The organism is Erwinia sp. AC075 (assembly GCF_979253995.1).
Window position 1 is genome coordinate 2,530,560 of the sequence record NZ_CEEDEU010000001.1, and the last position, 15,072, is coordinate 2,545,631.

At 53.6% G+C, this 15,072-nt stretch carries 17 protein-coding genes and 1 other RNA gene; 8 read left to right on the forward strand and 10 right to left on the reverse strand.

What is annotated here, in order from left to right:
- The first annotated feature begins 59 nt into the window (after positions 1-59).
- The 3 genes from AC0IXH_RS12075 (at position 60) to AC0IXH_RS12085 (ending at position 1,186) form a co-directional block, all read left to right on the forward strand.
- Positions 60-413 (forward strand): hypothetical protein, encoded by a 354-nt coding sequence (locus AC0IXH_RS12075; RefSeq protein ID WP_013201059.1) that lies wholly within the window; start codon positions 60-62, stop codon positions 411-413.
- Between the two features lie 144 nt (positions 414-557).
- Positions 558-938 (forward strand): Hha toxicity modulator TomB, encoded by a 381-nt coding sequence (tomB, locus tag AC0IXH_RS12080; protein ID WP_013201058.1) that lies wholly within the window; start codon positions 558-560, stop codon positions 936-938.
- Between the two features lie 29 nt (positions 939-967).
- A complete protein-coding gene (locus AC0IXH_RS12085) occupies positions 968-1,186 on the forward strand; it encodes an HHA domain-containing protein (protein ID WP_013201057.1) in 219 nt (72 codons plus the stop codon).
- Between the two features lie 58 nt (positions 1,187-1,244).
- On the opposite strand, the gene ffs is transcribed toward AC0IXH_RS12085, so the two are convergent.
- An RNA gene (ffs, locus tag AC0IXH_RS12090) (signal recognition particle sRNA small type) lies at positions 1,245-1,341 on the reverse strand.
- A gap of 236 nt (positions 1,342-1,577) precedes the next feature.
- Here ffs and AC0IXH_RS12095 point away from each other — a divergent pair.
- Complete coding sequence (locus tag AC0IXH_RS12095; protein ID WP_013201056.1) at positions 1,578-1,889, forward strand: MGMT family protein; 312 nt, start codon at positions 1,578-1,580, stop codon at positions 1,887-1,889.
- A 24-nt stretch (positions 1,890-1,913) separates the two neighbouring features.
- Here AC0IXH_RS12095 and AC0IXH_RS12100 read toward each other — a convergent pair whose 3' ends face one another.
- A complete protein-coding gene (locus AC0IXH_RS12100; protein WP_134823600.1) occupies positions 1,914-2,471 on the reverse strand; it encodes a YbaY family lipoprotein in 558 nt (185 codons plus the stop codon).
- 221 nt (positions 2,472-2,692) lie between these two features.
- On the opposite strand from AC0IXH_RS12100, the gene tesB reads away from it, so the two are divergent.
- Complete coding sequence (gene tesB, locus AC0IXH_RS12105) at positions 2,693-3,559, forward strand: acyl-CoA thioesterase II (protein ID WP_346595137.1); 867 nt, start codon at positions 2,693-2,695, stop codon at positions 3,557-3,559.
- Positions 3,560-3,647: 88 nt separating this feature from the next.
- Here tesB and amtB read toward each other — a convergent pair whose 3' ends face one another.
- The 5 genes from amtB to AC0IXH_RS12130 form a co-directional block, all read right to left on the reverse strand.
- Positions 3,648-4,952: an ammonium transporter AmtB gene (amtB, locus tag AC0IXH_RS12110; protein ID WP_471721149.1), complete on the reverse strand. Its 1,305-nt coding sequence runs from the start codon at positions 4,950-4,952 to the stop codon at positions 3,648-3,650.
- 20 nt (positions 4,953-4,972) lie between these two features.
- A complete protein-coding gene (glnK, locus tag AC0IXH_RS12115) occupies positions 4,973-5,311 on the reverse strand; it encodes a P-II family nitrogen regulator (protein WP_007886947.1) in 339 nt (112 codons plus the stop codon).
- A gap of 272 nt (positions 5,312-5,583) precedes the next feature.
- Entirely contained in the window at positions 5,584-7,347 is a 1,764-nt protein-coding gene (locus AC0IXH_RS12120; RefSeq protein ID WP_471720487.1) for a SmdB family multidrug efflux ABC transporter permease/ATP-binding protein, read from the reverse strand.
- A complete protein-coding gene (locus tag AC0IXH_RS12125) occupies positions 7,340-9,109 on the reverse strand; it encodes a SmdA family multidrug ABC transporter permease/ATP-binding protein (RefSeq protein WP_471720488.1) in 1,770 nt (589 codons plus the stop codon). The genes AC0IXH_RS12120 and AC0IXH_RS12125 overlap by 8 nt, the downstream gene beginning before the upstream one ends.
- Positions 9,110-9,156: 47 nt before the next feature.
- Positions 9,157-9,615 (reverse strand): Lrp/AsnC family transcriptional regulator, encoded by a 459-nt coding sequence (locus AC0IXH_RS12130; RefSeq protein WP_013201050.1) that lies wholly within the window; start codon positions 9,613-9,615, stop codon positions 9,157-9,159.
- Between the two features lie 112 nt (positions 9,616-9,727).
- Between AC0IXH_RS12130 and AC0IXH_RS12135 the strand changes: the two genes are divergently transcribed.
- Positions 9,728-10,762 (forward strand): PLP-dependent cysteine synthase family protein, encoded by a 1,035-nt coding sequence (locus AC0IXH_RS12135; RefSeq protein WP_013201049.1) that lies wholly within the window; start codon positions 9,728-9,730, stop codon positions 10,760-10,762.
- Positions 10,763-10,831: 69 nt separating this feature from the next.
- Here AC0IXH_RS12135 and cof read toward each other — a convergent pair whose 3' ends face one another.
- Positions 10,832-11,653, reverse strand: coding sequence for an HMP-PP phosphatase (gene cof, locus AC0IXH_RS12140; RefSeq protein WP_471720489.1), 822 nt, complete (start codon positions 11,651-11,653; stop codon positions 10,832-10,834).
- Positions 11,654-11,754: 101 nt separating this feature from the next.
- Between cof and AC0IXH_RS12145 the strand changes: the two genes are divergently transcribed.
- A complete protein-coding gene (locus AC0IXH_RS12145) occupies positions 11,755-13,455 on the forward strand; it encodes an SgrR family transcriptional regulator (protein ID WP_471720490.1) in 1,701 nt (566 codons plus the stop codon).
- A gap of 66 nt (positions 13,456-13,521) precedes the next feature.
- Entirely contained in the window at positions 13,522-14,217 is a 696-nt protein-coding gene (gene queC, locus AC0IXH_RS12150) for a 7-cyano-7-deazaguanine synthase QueC (RefSeq protein ID WP_134823595.1), read from the forward strand.
- On the opposite strand, the gene AC0IXH_RS12155 is transcribed toward queC, so the two are convergent.
- Both AC0IXH_RS12155 and AC0IXH_RS12160 read right to left on the reverse strand, forming a co-directional pair.
- Positions 14,209-14,610 carry an acyl-CoA thioesterase gene (locus tag AC0IXH_RS12155; protein WP_013201045.1) on the reverse strand — a complete coding sequence of 134 codons (402 nt, stop codon included), beginning with the start codon at positions 14,608-14,610 and terminating at the stop codon, positions 14,209-14,211. The genes queC and AC0IXH_RS12155 overlap by 9 nt on opposite strands.
- Before the next feature lie 110 nt (positions 14,611-14,720).
- Positions 14,721-15,053 carry a helix-hairpin-helix domain-containing protein gene (locus AC0IXH_RS12160; protein ID WP_167738399.1) on the reverse strand — a complete coding sequence of 111 codons (333 nt, stop codon included), beginning with the start codon at positions 15,051-15,053 and terminating at the stop codon, positions 14,721-14,723.
- Positions 15,054-15,072 lie beyond the last annotated feature (19 nt).

The following is a 15,072-nucleotide window of genomic DNA, read 5'->3' on the forward strand; positions in this document are numbered from 1 at the left end:
TTATTTTCACAGGCAGACCAATTATCTCTATAAGCGCTAATTAACACTGTGGGGGAAAAATGCGCAAAACTATTCCCTTTTCTTACTCAGGCAATGAAGACGATCTGTTAACGTTATCAGATAACCTTCAACGGATTATTCCCAAAATAGAAGTAGAGTTAACGGGTTCGCTGTTATGGTATTCACAGAATGCGCAATATGTTCCCGAAAGTATGAAAATTATTTCTATAGAATATTCAGGTGAATCGCGTTATAAGATGACTTACAGCTTCCGCTGGAACGTATTCAACGCCTGTCTCGATATAGATGCAGACCAGACCACAACTGAAACAGTCAATTTTGAATGGCAATCAGGCCTGCTGACCTTTGATTTCATCGATAATCAACAGACCAGTACCGCTGACGAATTGTAATATTGCGTAATAGCATTACAAATACAGCTTTATTACGTTATATTTATTAATAGATTTAGGTTAACGTTAATTATCGCTCCTGGCATACCAATCGCTGAAAGCCCGCGCTGACGGCATCTTTCACTCGCTATGGAGGGGAAAAAGATGGACGAATACTCACCAAAAAGGCATGATATCGCCCAGCTGAAATTTGTGTGTGAAAATTTGTACGATGAAAGCCTGGCGACGTTAGGCGATAGTCATCACGGCTGGGTTAACGATCCTACTGCTGCAGTCAATTTACAGCTCAATGATCTGATTGAGCATATTGCTGCCTTCACCATGAATTACAAAATTAAACATCTCGAAGATAGTGACCTGATTAGTCAGATTGATGAATATCTCGATGATACGTTTATGCTCTTTAGTAATTACGGCATTAATGTTCAGGATTTGCAGCGCTGGCAAAAATCAGCAAAACGCTTGTTTAACATTTTCGCCGAGGAATGCGCTCTCGTGCCCGTACAGACGAGCCATTCATTTTAGCAACCCATTATTTTTTCTACGGTTTAACAATGACAGATAAACTTCTTACTAAAACTGATTATCTGATGCGTTTAAGACGGTGTCGGTCAATCGACACCCTCGAGCGCGTAATCGAAAAAAACAAATACGAATTATCCGATAATGAACTGGCTGTGTTTTATTCTGCGGCTGATCATCGTCTGGCCGAACTGACGATGAATAAACTCTACGATAAAATCCCGGTAGCAGTTTGGAAGTTCGTTCGATAAGTTTGAGTTTGATTGCAGGATGGACTGGCTGGCATACGAGGGCAGAATTGGGTGGGGGCCCTGCCAGCTACATCCCGGCACACGCGTCATCTGCTACGGCTGCTTCCTTCCGGATCTGACCGAGTTCACAAATTAGCATTGCGGGAGAACCAACCGGGCCCCCATTGAGTGCTCCATCAGATGGAGCGAGGGCATTATCAATGAAGCCCCAGGCAATTGCAAGCCTGCTCCTGATGACCGTTGCTTTCTTGTTCAACTCCGTTAAAAAATTCCTATCTGATTGTTTTCAAAGCCGATACGGGTTAAGCCGTAGGCTCTCTTATAACATCATGAAATCGCTTCAGATGTTCCGCACTTTCGATTACTGTTGACGTCGACAGAGGGAGAACAGATGGAACACTTTGACAGCTTTCAACAACGCATCTACCAAATCCTTGCCGCTATTCCCTATGGCAAAGTCACCACCTACGGTGATATTGCACGGCTGGCAGGCTCGCCGCGTGCCGCGCGTCAGGTCGGCGGCGTATTAAAGCGCCTTCCCGAGGGCAGCAAACTTCCCTGGCATCGGGTGATTAACCGGTTGGGTGAAATCTCGCTGACTGGGGATGATCTGGATCGACAGCGTTATGCATTACTGGAAGAAGGGATTGAGGTCAGTGCGGAAGGAAAAATCGCGTTGAAGCAGTACCGTTGGGAAGGATAACCGCCCCAGAAGGGGCGGCTGTAACTACATTGAACTTGGGGCGGGAACGGACGACGAAGGATTGACCTGCGTCGGCGACGTTGATGGCACGGTAGTGGCAGCACCCGGTAGCGTTGGCATCGCCATTGATGGCACCGGCACTAATAACAACTCCTGCTTGTTGCCACCATTGTTGATCACCGGTTTGACACTGTCGGTGATGAACATCATTTTGCCGTCAACCGTAATGGCCGCACTCAACAGAATGCGCGCATTAGGCTGAATCTCTGAAGGGTTGTACGGCAGAATAAAGTTGAACGGTGCCTGTTTGCCATCGGTTCTCACCACGCGCTGGGAGATGACCTTAGAAGGTGCATCTGCCATGGAGGCATCCGATAACGTCACGGTCAGCACGGCGTCAGGCGGCAGCGCCACTTTCTGACGAATGTAGATAGAACCACTGACATTAGGCTGACGCAGCGTCGCCTGCTCGCCGGCGACCTGTGAAGCCAGCGTTGCCGTCGGCACATCTTTTCCTTTATCGGCACATCCTGAGAGTGCCACCGCCAGTGCGGCGCCAGTTAACATTGGCCAGACTTTCATTGATGTAATCTCCTTAAGATCAATGGTGAAATTGAGGTCTCAGTTAGCCTGTAAACAGTGAATCACTGTTCCGTTAGCTTTAATTCTGGCACAACTTACTGATTTCTGCCTGGAAGCGCACCCTTCTCTCTTCTTCTTAAAAGATAATTGCCCTGCCCCGTTGACGGTAACTGGTCGGATCTCGCAAACTATCCTCCAGTCGTTTACTGAGGATCCACGCTATGAGCCAGGCCCTGCAAAATCTGTTAAACCTGTTGGATTTGGAAAAGCTTGAAGAGGGCCTTTTTCGTGGCCAGAGTGAGGATCTGGGATTACGCCAGGTCTTTGGTGGCCAGGTTGTCGGCCAGGCGCTGTATGCCGCCAAACAGACCGTTCCGGCAGACCGCATCATTCACTCTTTCCACAGCTATTTTTTACGCCCGGGCGATAGCCAGAAGGCGATTATTTATGATGTGGAAACGCTGCGTGACGGGCAGAGTTTCAGCGCCAGAAGGGTGAAAGCCGTTCAGAACGGACAGCCTATTTTCTATATGACCGCCTCATTCCAGGGGCCAGAAAGCGGCTTTGAGCATCAAAAATCGATGCCTGAGGTGCCGGGTCCTGATAACCTGCCCAGCGAAGCCGACTATGCAAAGCAGCTTGCCAACTATATCCCCGAGAAAGCGCGTGACAAGTTTCTCTCCGAGAAGCCTTTTGAAATCCGGCCGGTTAAGTTTCATAACCCGCTTAAAGGCCACGTGGATGAACCGACCCGTCACGTCTGGCTGCGGGCAAACGGCGTGATGCCTGAAGACCGGCGCATCCATCAGTATCTGTTGGGGTATGCTTCCGACTTCAACTTCCTGCCGGTAGCACTGCAACCGCACGGTAAAGGATTCCTCGAACCGGGTATGCAGGTCGCTACCATCGATCACTCAATGTGGTTCCACCGTCCGTTCGATCTCAATCAATGGCTGCTGTACAGCGTGGAGAGCACCTCTGCGTCGAGTGCGCGTGGTTTTGTTCGTGGTGAGTTTTACACTCAGGACGGTACGCTGGTCGCGTCTACGGTTCAGGAAGGCGTGATGCGGGTGCGCGAAGTGAAATAACGTCACCTGAAGAGCGGAAAAACGAACGGCTCCCGAAGGAGCCGTTTTTTTATTCTACTTTTAGCGCACTGCTTTTCTTGATACGGGCTTACTGGTTGTAAGCATTCTCGCCATGGCTGTTGACGTCCAGACCTTCGCGTTCCTGATCTTCCGGAACACGCAGACCCACAATCATGTCAGCAATTTTGAAGGCCACGAAGGCGACCACACCGGTCCAGACGATGGTCACACCGACGCTGAAGATCTGGATCCAGACCTGATGGCCCATGGTCACGCCAGGTGCATAGCCTACGCCACCCAGTGAAGAAGAGGCGAAGACGCCGGTCAGGATACAGCCTACGATGCCGCAGACGCCGTGAACGCCGAACACGTCACATGGGTCATCCACACGCAGCCATTTCTTCAGGATGGTAACACCCCACAGACCTGCCAGACCGCCGACGATGCCGATAATCAGCGCACCACCCACACCAACATAACCACAGGCAGGAGTAATCGCGACCAGACCGGCAATCACACCAGAGCAGACGCCCAGCAGTGAAGGTTTGCCACGCAGAGCCCACTCACCGAAGGTCCAGCTCAGCATCGCGCCAGCTGTTGCCATAACGGTGTTCAGGAACGCCAGACCGGCAATTTCGTTAGCTGCACTGGCTGAGCCAGCGTTGAAGCCAAACCAGCCCACATACAGAATCGCCGAACCCATAAAGACCATTGGCAGATTGTGAGGCTTAAAGGCTTCTTTGCCGAAACCAGCACGTTTACCCACCAGGTAAGCACCCACCAGACCAGCAACTGCGGCGTTAATGTGCACAACGGTACCGCCTGCGAAGTCCAGCGCACCGTCCTGGGCCAGCAAACCGCCTGACCAGACCATGTGTGCAATAGGCAGATACGAGAAGGTCAGCCAGATAGCAACGAAGATCAGTACCGCTGAGAAGCGAACGCGCTCAGCAATCGATCCAACAATCAGGCCCACGGTGATACAGGCGAACGAAGCCTGGAAGGAGACGTGGATATATTGGTAGAAGGTGCCTACCAGTGAGGTCAGCTGGATGTTTTTCAACATCGCCATGCTGAAGCCACCGAAGAAGGCGTTACCTTCACTGAAGGCCAGTGAATAACCGTAAAGCATCCACAATACGCACACCATCGCGAAGGTCACAGAGACCTGAGTCATCATGGAAAGCACGTTTTTAGCGCGGAGCAGACCGCCGTAAAACAGGGCAATACCCGGCAACGTCATGAACAGCACCAGCGCGGTGCAGATCATCATAAAGGCGTTGTCAGCTTTATCAGCCACTGCCGGTGCTGCAGCCATCGCAAGCGACGGTAACAGAGCCAGACTGGCGAGGCCGAACAGAGCAATTTTTTTATTCATTTTATCCCATCCCATCAACATTCTTAGCCCCGAGATTACAGTGCTGCTTCGTCAGTTTCGCCAGTGCGAATACGGATAACTCGCTGCAGTTCCGCAACAAAAATCTTACCGTCACCGATTTTGCCGGTGTAGGCAGCCTTGCTGATCACATCAACCACTTCATCCAGCTGGTCGTCTGCAATCGCAATGTCTATTTTTACTTTTGGCAGGAAGTTCACGCTGTATTCTGCACCGCGATAAAGTTCTGCATGCCCTTTCTGGCGACCAAAGCCTTTCACTTCGGTCACGGTCAGCCCTTGAATACCGATAGAGGAAAGTGCTTCACGCACGTCTTCCAACTTAAACGGTTTAATTACCACGGTAACCAGCTTCATATGATCCCCCTCCAGATATTGAATACGGTTGTTTCGCCCAACACGGATTGATTAAAGCAAAGGCTGTGCCATAAATTAAAAATTGGCATTTTTCAGACGATTAGTCAGTCTGGCTCAGTGTTGCTGAGCAAAGCAGAGAAAAACAGAAGGAGGTGAAGCAGAATGTAGCCAACAAAAAACGCACCATTACGGTGCGTCGCGCGTTAATTATGTGCAAAAGCGGGAATTCGGCCGGTTATGCGCCTGTTCCTGGTGCAGCGAAGCGGCAGTCTTTACACCGCCTCGCCCGCTTCCAGTTCATCGCCGACCTGCTGCAATTGGTACATTTGCCAGTAACGGCCCTGTTTTTCCAGCAGCGTCTGATGATTCCCCTGTTCGACAGCACGACCACGGTGCAGAACCAGGATGGTATCGGCGTCGATAATCGTTGAAAGCCGGTGTGCAATGACCACCAGCGTGGTTTTTTCGCGCACGGCTTTCAGCGCCTTCTGGATGTCTTGTTCAGTGCCAGAATCGATATTGGCCGTTGCTTCATCGAGGATCAAAATCTGCGGCGAAGCCACCAGCACCCGAGCCATCGCCAGCAACTGCTTTTGCCCGACGGAAAGGTTATTCCCCTGCTCGCCAAGACGAGTATGGATGCCCTCAGACAGGCCGCGCGCCAGTTCAGCCAGCTGCACCGTCTCCAGCGCTTGCCACACCGCCTCTTCAGAGATATCGCGCCCAAGGGTCACGTTAGCAAAGAAGGTATCCGCCAGGACCACCGGATCCTGTTGAACCATCGCCACCGACTGACGTAAAACGCTGTGGCTGAGCGTACTTAACGGTCGACCATCCAGACAAATTTCACCGTGCTGAATCGGGTAGTAACCCATCATCAGATTGGCCAGCGTGCTTTTACCGCTGCCGGTATGGCCGACCAGCGCCACGAAGTTACGCGACGGGACGTCAAGGCAGATATCGCTCAGCACATTGCGATCGTCGCGGTAAGCGAAAGTCAGATCCCTGACCGAGATGGACCCCGAGGTCAGTGGCCGGGTATCCGTGCCGTAATCCTGGCGCGGGGCATCGATCAGTTCAAAGATGCGCTCTCCTGCCACCACCGCCTGCTGCAGCATAGACTGCTGCGTAGTGAGTTCGATCAGCGGTTCATTGAGCCTGCCGAGGTAGTTGATAAAGGCATACAGAACGCCGACCTCAATGCTGCCCGCAGACGAGAAGCCAAACAGCAGCATCAGTCCACAAAGGATCAGGGCAGAGAACAGGCTGAGCAGCGGACGCAGAAGGAAACCATCAAGCTTCAGCGTTTCCATACGCGCCAGATAATGCGAGCGGCTGGCTTCACCCATACGCTCACCAAAGCGCGCCTGCTGGCGGAACTGCTGGATCACGCTCATGCCGTTAATCACTTCATTGAAGCCATTATTGATATCAGCCAGATAGCTGCGCATGCGACGGACAATCGGCGTGCTGTAACGCTGATAAATCAGCATCACCGTCAGCACGGCCGGGAAGATGGTGATCGCCACCAGCGCCATGCGCCAGTCAAGACTGAACATCGCCACCAGCATCGCCCCAATCAGCGCGGCACTGCGTAAGACGGTGGCAACCACCGTGACGTACAGATCGCGCACCACTTCGGTGTCATTGGTAACGCGGGAAATGATTTGCCCTACCGGTTGGGTATCAAACGCACTCAGCGGCTGTCTTAAGGCCGCATCCATCACGTCCATACGCAGTTGCTGAACCACGCCCACTGCGGCCTGGTTAAACAGCAGCGCCTGCCAGTAATGCAGCGAGGCCGCGAGAATTTGCAGCAGGATAAAACTGGTCGCCAGCCCGGAGACTAACGCCAACGGCATATTATGTTTGGCGACCATATTATCAATAAAGTAGCTGATAAGGATGGGCCCCATCACCTCGGCGGCGGCGGCAATCCACAGCAGTAATACCGCCAGGCCGAGCGATTTACGCCACGGCGATCCGTATTTCAATAACCGCTTAAGGGTCGGCCAGAGGTGGGCAAGATTAGCCATGTGGCACTCCCTTTTCGGTCTCTTCTTCGTCCAGTGCCGCTTCCAGCTGCTGATAACGGTACATATCCTGATACCAGCCGGGTTCAGCGGCGAGTTGTTCGTGCTCTCCACGCTGGGTCACCGCGCCTTTCTGCATCACCAGAATTTCGCTGGCTTCGGTCAGGGCAGATAAGCGGTGCGCGCTGATAATCACCGTTCTTCCCTGCCCCCAGCGCCGGAGGTTGTGAAGGATCTGATGTTCAGTACGACCATCGACCGCCGAGAGTGCATCATCGAGGATCAGGATCTCAGCATCCAGCAACAGTGCCCGCGCGATTGAAATACGCTGTTTCTGTCCGCCGGACAGCATCACGCCACGCTCGCCCACTTCAGTGTCATAGCCTTTCGGCAGACGCAAAATGTCGTCGTGAACGTTCGCCAGCCTGGCCGCCTGCTCAATATCCGCCGGCTTGGCGGTTGGCCGTCCCAGCGCGATATTGTTGGCGATGGTATCGGAAAACAGGAAAGGAGTCTGACTGACCACGGCCAGACGCCCCCGCCAGCTATCAAGCCGCAGCTGCGGTAAGGGAATGCCGTGGAAACGAATGTCGCCCTGGGAAATATCAAAATGGCGCTGGATAAGGCTGAGCAAGGTGCTTTTCCCGGACCCCGTTGGCCCACACAGCCCGAGCATTTGTCCCGGTTTCAGGTGGACATTGACGTGCCGGAGCGAGGGATTTTGCGCGCCAGGGTAGCAGAATTCGCGAATGGCGATCTGCAGCGATCCGCGCTCTTCTGGCAGGGTTTTGCTGCCGTCTTCCACCGCAGGCGCTTCAGACAGCAACGAGCGGATGCGGCTCCAGGCAGCGCTGCCGCGCTCAACAATGTTAAACATCCAGGCCAGCGCCAGCATCGGCCAGATCATTAAGCCCAGGTACATGACAAAACTGGTCAGTTGCCCCAAGGTCATCTGATCGTGCCAGACCAGCCAGCTGCCACCGCCAATGGCCAGCAGGTTAGACATGCCAATCGCGATATAAATGGTCGGATCAAAGCGGGCATCGACGCGCGCTACCCGCAAATTCTTGCGGCCGGTGTCTTTGGCAATATCCGCGAACTGACCGGACTGATGATCTTCCAGACCAAATGCCTTGATCATGCGGATGCTGGTTAAGCTTTCCTGCGTCTGATCATTCAGCGAAGAGAACGCGGCCTGAGCCAGCTTAAAGCGGTTGTGCAACTGGTCGCCGTAGCGCTTGATCACTATCGCCATGATCGGCATCGGCAACAGCGCCAGCAGGGTCAACTGCCAGCTGATTTGGGTACTCATCACAAACAGTACCACCAGCCCCATCACCAGTGAGTCCACCAGCGTCAGCACCCCTTCGCCAGCGGCAAACACCACGCGATCGACATCATTAGTGGCCCGCGCGATCAGGTCGCCCGTGCGATGGCGCAGATAAAATTCGGGATGCTGGCGGCTCAGCTGGCGGTAGAAGTCCTGACGCAGTTCGACCGCCAGTTGGTAAGAGGCCCCGAACAACAATACGCGCCAGACATAGCGCAGCAGATAAACCACCACGGCGGTGATCAGCATCACGCCGATCCACATCATCAACTGAGAGGTGCTCATCTGCTGATGAGAAACGCCGTCGACAACCATGCCGACCACTTTTGGCGGCAACAATTGCAGAATGGCAATCACAATCAGTAACGCAACGGCCCCAAGGTAGCGGCGCCACTCACGAATAAAATACCAGCTTAATTGGCTAAACAGTCGCACAGAAAACGTCCTGGTTAAGATTGAGCAGGGTTAACGCCGGCGCCTGCTCATTTTAATGGCAGCGCGGTAGTGTATTTTATCTCTTCCATCGCAAAGCTCGAAGTCACATCCAGCAATCCTGGAACCCCGTTCACTAAACGTTTATAGAAGGCATCATAGGTTTTCATATCGGCCACCTGAATGCGCAGCAGATAATCGTATTCTCCGGCCATACGATAACAGCCCATCACCTCGGGCATCGCCTGCACCACCTCAACAAATTGCTGATACCAGCTGCTGCTGTGCTGCTGGGTTTTGATCAGCATAAAGGCGGTCAATGACAGATCGAGTTTATCGGCATCAAGCAACGCGACCCGGCCGCGAATATAGCCTTCATCTTCCAGCCTTTTCAACCGTTTCCAGCAGGGCGTGGTGGTCAAATGCACCGCATCAGCCAGCGCCTGCAGCGATAACGTGCAGTCCTGCTGCAGCAGCGCCAGCAGCTTAAGGTCAGTTTTATCTGTCATTGCCGATTTCCGGAGAATAATTTTCTCTTAAGGGGCCATTTTACAGGAAAGAGAGTAAACCTTTTTTCCGATTAATGCCGTACTCTTTAACAAATTTTGCCGGGGAAAGAACATGTCAGATTTATGGGTATCGCACGCTATTAAAGAGATCAATGCCGACATTCAACGTTCAGCCGATACGCATTTGATCCGCCTGCCGCTGGCAGCCTATCCAGGCATCTGGCTGTATCTGAAAGACGAGAGCACGCATCCCAGCGGCAGCCTTAAGCACCGCCTGGCGCGTTCGCTGTTTTTGTATGGCTTGTGCAACGGCTGGATAAAAGAAGGTACGCCAATTATCGAGGCTTCTTCGGGCAGCACTGCGGTTTCTGAAGCCTACTTCGCGCGGTTGTTGGGCCTGCCTTTTATTGCCGTTATGCCCGCCACCACGGCAAAACGTAAGGTTGAGCAGATTACCTTCTACGGCGGCCGTTGCCATTTCGTCAGCGATCCCTGCCAGATGTATGCTGAATCCGAGCAGCTGGCCCGTGAGCTGAACGGCCACTTTATGGATCAGTTTACCTATGCCGAACGGGCCACTGACTGGCGCGGTAATAACAATATTGCAGACAGCATTTTCCAGCAGATGCAGAACGAACCCTTCCCGGTGCCGGAAAGCATCGTGATGAGCGCTGGCACCGGCGGCACCTCGGCAACCATTGGCCGCTATTTGCGCTATCAGGGACACGCTACCCGGCTGACGGTGGTCGATCCTGAAAATTCGGTGTTTTACGATTACTGGCATCAGCGGGATAAAACCCTGCGCAACACCACCGGCGGGAAGATTGAGGGGATCGGTCGCCCGCGCGTCGAACCTTCATTTATTGCTGACGTGGTGGATGAGATGATCCGCGTGCCGGATGCCGCGAGTATTGCCACTATGCTCTGGCTGGAAAAACAGCTCGGCCGTAAGCCTGGCGCGTCAACCGGCACCAACGTGTGGGGAGCGTTGCAGATAGCCAGCAGAATGGCGGAAGAGCAGCGTACAGGCGCCATCGTCACGCTGTTGTGTGACAGCGGTGAACGCTATCTGGACAGCTATTACAATGCGGAGTGGGTCGCGGAAAACATCGGCGATATTACGCCATGGCAGAACATGCTTAACTAAAACGCCGGGCTTTCCCGCCCGGCAAACATCAGCGTTAAGCGCCGGACCACCCTGTCCGGCATAATGACCTCAATATTCGGGGGAATAAGCGAGGTTTGGGGTGGAAAGCCAGTGATTGAGGTAATGCGACACGCCCTGCGTTTCACAATGTCCGATAACCGGTAAATGCGGCAGTAAGGTTTTCAGCTGACTCATCGCGTTACCCATAATGAATCCGCGACCGACCGTTTCCAGCATCTCACGATCGTTCATGGCATCGCCAAACGCCATACAATCTGCCAGCGTAAAACCCAGCGAAGACGAGAGAGAATCCAACGCAGTACCTTTGTTGCAGCCTGGCGGCAGGACTTCAAGACAATCCCGCGCAGAGAAACAGATGTGAGCACGATCGCCCAGCGCATCTTCCAACTGTCCCTTGAGCTGACAAAGCTCGTCGTGATTGCCGATGAAACAGGTTTTCGTGATCATATGTGCCGGCAGGCGTTTCAGATCGGCAAGCTGATAGCGGAAACCGCTCATCTGATGCGCGTGGAGAATGTGCGGCACGTCGAACTCGGTTAACCAGCCATCATCATTAAAAACATGCAGGCTGGCGCTGGTGTCCCAGTGCGTATGAATGACCTCTTCCGCCACATCAGGCGACAGATCGCAGGCGGAAAGTAAGTTGCCGTTCTGATCGTGTACTCGCGTGCCATTGCCGGTGATCAGGTAGGCCTTCAATTTGAAATCCGCGATTAGCGGCTGCATTTCCAGCCAGTGGCGACCGGTAGCAAAGGTCAGTAATACGCCCTTTTTATCCAGCGCACGCAGCGCCGTCAGAGTTCGTTCTCCCAGCTGATGGTCAGGCATCAGCAAGGTACCATCCATATCAAACGCCGCCAGACGAGCCATTATTTCTCCAGTGCCTGTTTTTTCATCGAGTGCTGAGTATCACCTGGTATTTACGGAACTAATAGTGAATACTTCGGAAAAAGTGTTCCGGGTTTATTTCGATGCGCCAGTTAAACCGACTCAATCAATATCAACGCCTGTGGCAGGCCAGCCTGGGCGAGCCTCAGTTAACCAGCGTGGCGGAGATCGCCGGGCGCTGTATTTGCAGCGAGCGCCATGTGCGCACGCTCTTGGGCCAGTGGCAGTCGGCCGGCTGGTTGCGCTGGCAGGCTCAGTCCGGGCGCGGTAAACGCGGTCAGCTAGAATTTTTTCAGTCTCCGACTCAGCTCAGAACAATCCTTTTTCAGCAGCAGCTCGATCAGGGCTTGTCACATCAGGCACTGGGACTGGTGCAGATCGCACCGGAACAGCTTAATCAGTTGCTCAAACCCTTTATGGGCGGTCAGTGGCTGGACGATCGCCCCACGTTACGTATTCCTTATTACCGTCCGTTGGATCCCCTCAATCCACTGGATATGCCTGGGCGCGCTGAACAACATCTTGCCGGGCAGATTTTTTCCGGCCTGACGCGCTTTCAGGACGATCGCGTTGTCGCCGATCTGGCTCACCACTGGCAATGCAGTGAGGATGGCTTGAGCTGGTTCTTCTTTCTGCGTCCGCAGCTTTACTGGCACAGCGGCGAGCGAGTGACATCGCTGCAGATCATGCAGCACCTGCAAAGGGTCATCGACAGCCCGGCTGGGGCAAAGCAGTTAGCCAGCGTAAAATCTCTCTCTCTTCCTCAATCGATGTGCCTGCAAATCGATCTGCATCGCCCCGATTACTGGCTCACCTGGCGCCTGGCCACCGTGCTCTGCCTGCTGACGCATCCGGACGATCCTGCTATTGGATCCGGTCCGTGGAAATTGAGCCACTGGTCACCGGAGCTGGTCAGAATCGAAAATCACGAGCGTTATTATGGCAATCAGCCACTCATGCAGATGGTGGAGTACTGGATCACGCCGCAGCTTTTCGACAAAACCCTCGGGACCAGCTGCCGCCATCCGGTGCAGATAGCAATTGGTGAGCAACATGAACTGTCGCTTTTACGCCCGGTCAGCCGTCGGATTAGCCTGGGATTTTGTTACCTGGCGTTGAAGCAGAACGGCGCCCTTTCCCCCGCTCAGGCACAAAAAATACTGGCGCTGATCCGCAGTAAGAAGGTGATTGAAGAACTGCCTCTGGAGGAAGGTCTGATTACCCCGAGTCTGGAGATGCTGCCCGGCTGGCCGGTGCCAGAGATTAGCGCTCAGGAAGAAACGGAATTGCCCGCCACGCTGAAACTGCACTATCACCTGCCGGTGGAACTGCATGCGATGGCCGAAAAGCTGCAACAGGTGCTGGCGGAGGAGGGTTGCCAGTTAAGACTGCACTTTCATCCAGCGAAAAACTGGCAGGGGTATAGCGGTCTGGAAACGGCTGACATTATTATGGGCGATCGCCTGATTGGTGAAGCGCCGGCGTTCACCCTGGAGAGCTGGCTAAAACTGGATCCTCTCTGGCCGACGCTGCTGGGTGAGGTAACTCATCAGCAACTGCTGAACACGCTCGAACGGATCCAGTGCAATAACGTCGAAGCCGAGCGGCTGACCGGACTGCAACAGGCCTTTCATCAGCTGATGGCGCAGTCGGTAATTACGCCGCTGTTCAACTATCGTTATCAGGTGAGTGCCCCACCGGACGTGGAAGATATCGCCTTAAATGCCTGGGGATGGTTTGATTTTTCCCGCGCGTGGATCCCACCGCCGGTCGCCATTCCCTGAGCAAAACTACCCTTCTGCCGCCACAGGCAGTACCATACGGCCTAACAGATGACTAAGGTGATTAAAATGAGACGTGCAGTGGTGGTTTTCAGCGGTGGACAGGATTCAACAACCTGTCTGATTCAGGCTCTGCAACAGTATGATGAGGTGCATTGCATCACCTTCGATTACGGCCAGCGCCATCGTGCGGAAATCGATATTGCCCGCGAGCTTTCACTTTCTTTGGGCGCACGCGCGCACAAAGTCCTCGATGTAACCATGTTAAATGAATTGGCGGTCAGCAGCCTGACGCGTGAAAGCATCCCGGTACCGGCTTACGATCCCGATGCCAGCGGCTTGCCGAGCACCTTTGTGCCGGGCCGCAATATCCTGTTCCTGACCCTCGCCTCCATTTATGCTTATCAGGTTGAGGCGGAAGCAGTGATCACGGGCGTCTGTGAGACCGATTTCTCCGGCTACCCAGACTGCCGCGATGAGTTTGTTAAGGCGCTGAACCATGCGATTGAACTCGGCATGGCAAGGTCTGTGCGCTTTGAAACACCGCTGATGTGGCTGAACAAAGCTGAAACCTGGGCGCTGGCCGACTACTGGCAGCAACTGCCGCTGGTACGCAATGAGACGCTGACCTGCTACAACGGCGTGAAAGGTGACGGCTGTGGCGAATGCGCTGCGTGCCATCTTCGCGCGAAGGGTTTGAACGAGTATCAGGCCAACGGGCACGCGGTGATGGCCGAAATGAAACGCAAAACCGGCCTACGCTGACAGCATCTCTTCCATTCTTCTTTTCAGTTCTCCTTCCATCGGCTGCGCCTTTTGTGTGCGCAGATCGATGCAGACAAACGTCAGCGCGGCGTCGGCCACCACTTCACCCGCTGGGGCCAGCGTCACGGTCTGACCAATCACGCCACTTTTCCCGCCCAGCTGGAGCAACTTACTGTGGATGTCTAACACATCGCCCATCACCGCTGGCCGGCGATAATTAATGTTGATGTTGACCACCACAAACGCCAGTTGGTTCTCCTGCAGCCAGTTGAACGACTCCAGGCGTTCCAGCCACTCCCAACGGGCTTCCTCAAGGAACTCCAGATAGCGGGCATTATTGACGTGCTGGTAAACATCCAGATGATAGCCACGGACTTTGATGGTGGTGTGCATAGTTACGCTGCCCTTATAAAAAAGTAGAAGTCACCCAACTGGTATGACCTCTACAGGTTAGCAGCCGTTTACGGCCTTCAGCAGATAATGCGTTAAAGTCGCGAGTTATGTCACAATTTCAGCCGTGACAAATTTCTCTCCACCAGCGCATTGCCCATGCCGGGCACTTCTTTCAGTTGTTCAATATCGGTAAACGCGCCGTACTGCTCGCGGTAACTGATAATGGCTTCGGCTTTTTTGAGCCCGACGCCATTCAATGCCGCGGCCAGTTGCTGGGCGGTAGCCTGATTCAGGCTTACTTTGTCGCTTGCAGTGGCCGTACTTTCCGTGGCGACCTGAGCAGACGCCGTTGGTGTAGTTTCTGCCGCTTTTACCGGTATTGCAGTCAGGATGCCTGCGCTCATTGCGGTAAAAAAACATAACGCGATAAGTGGGTGTTTCATGCTGTATTCCTCCATGTGT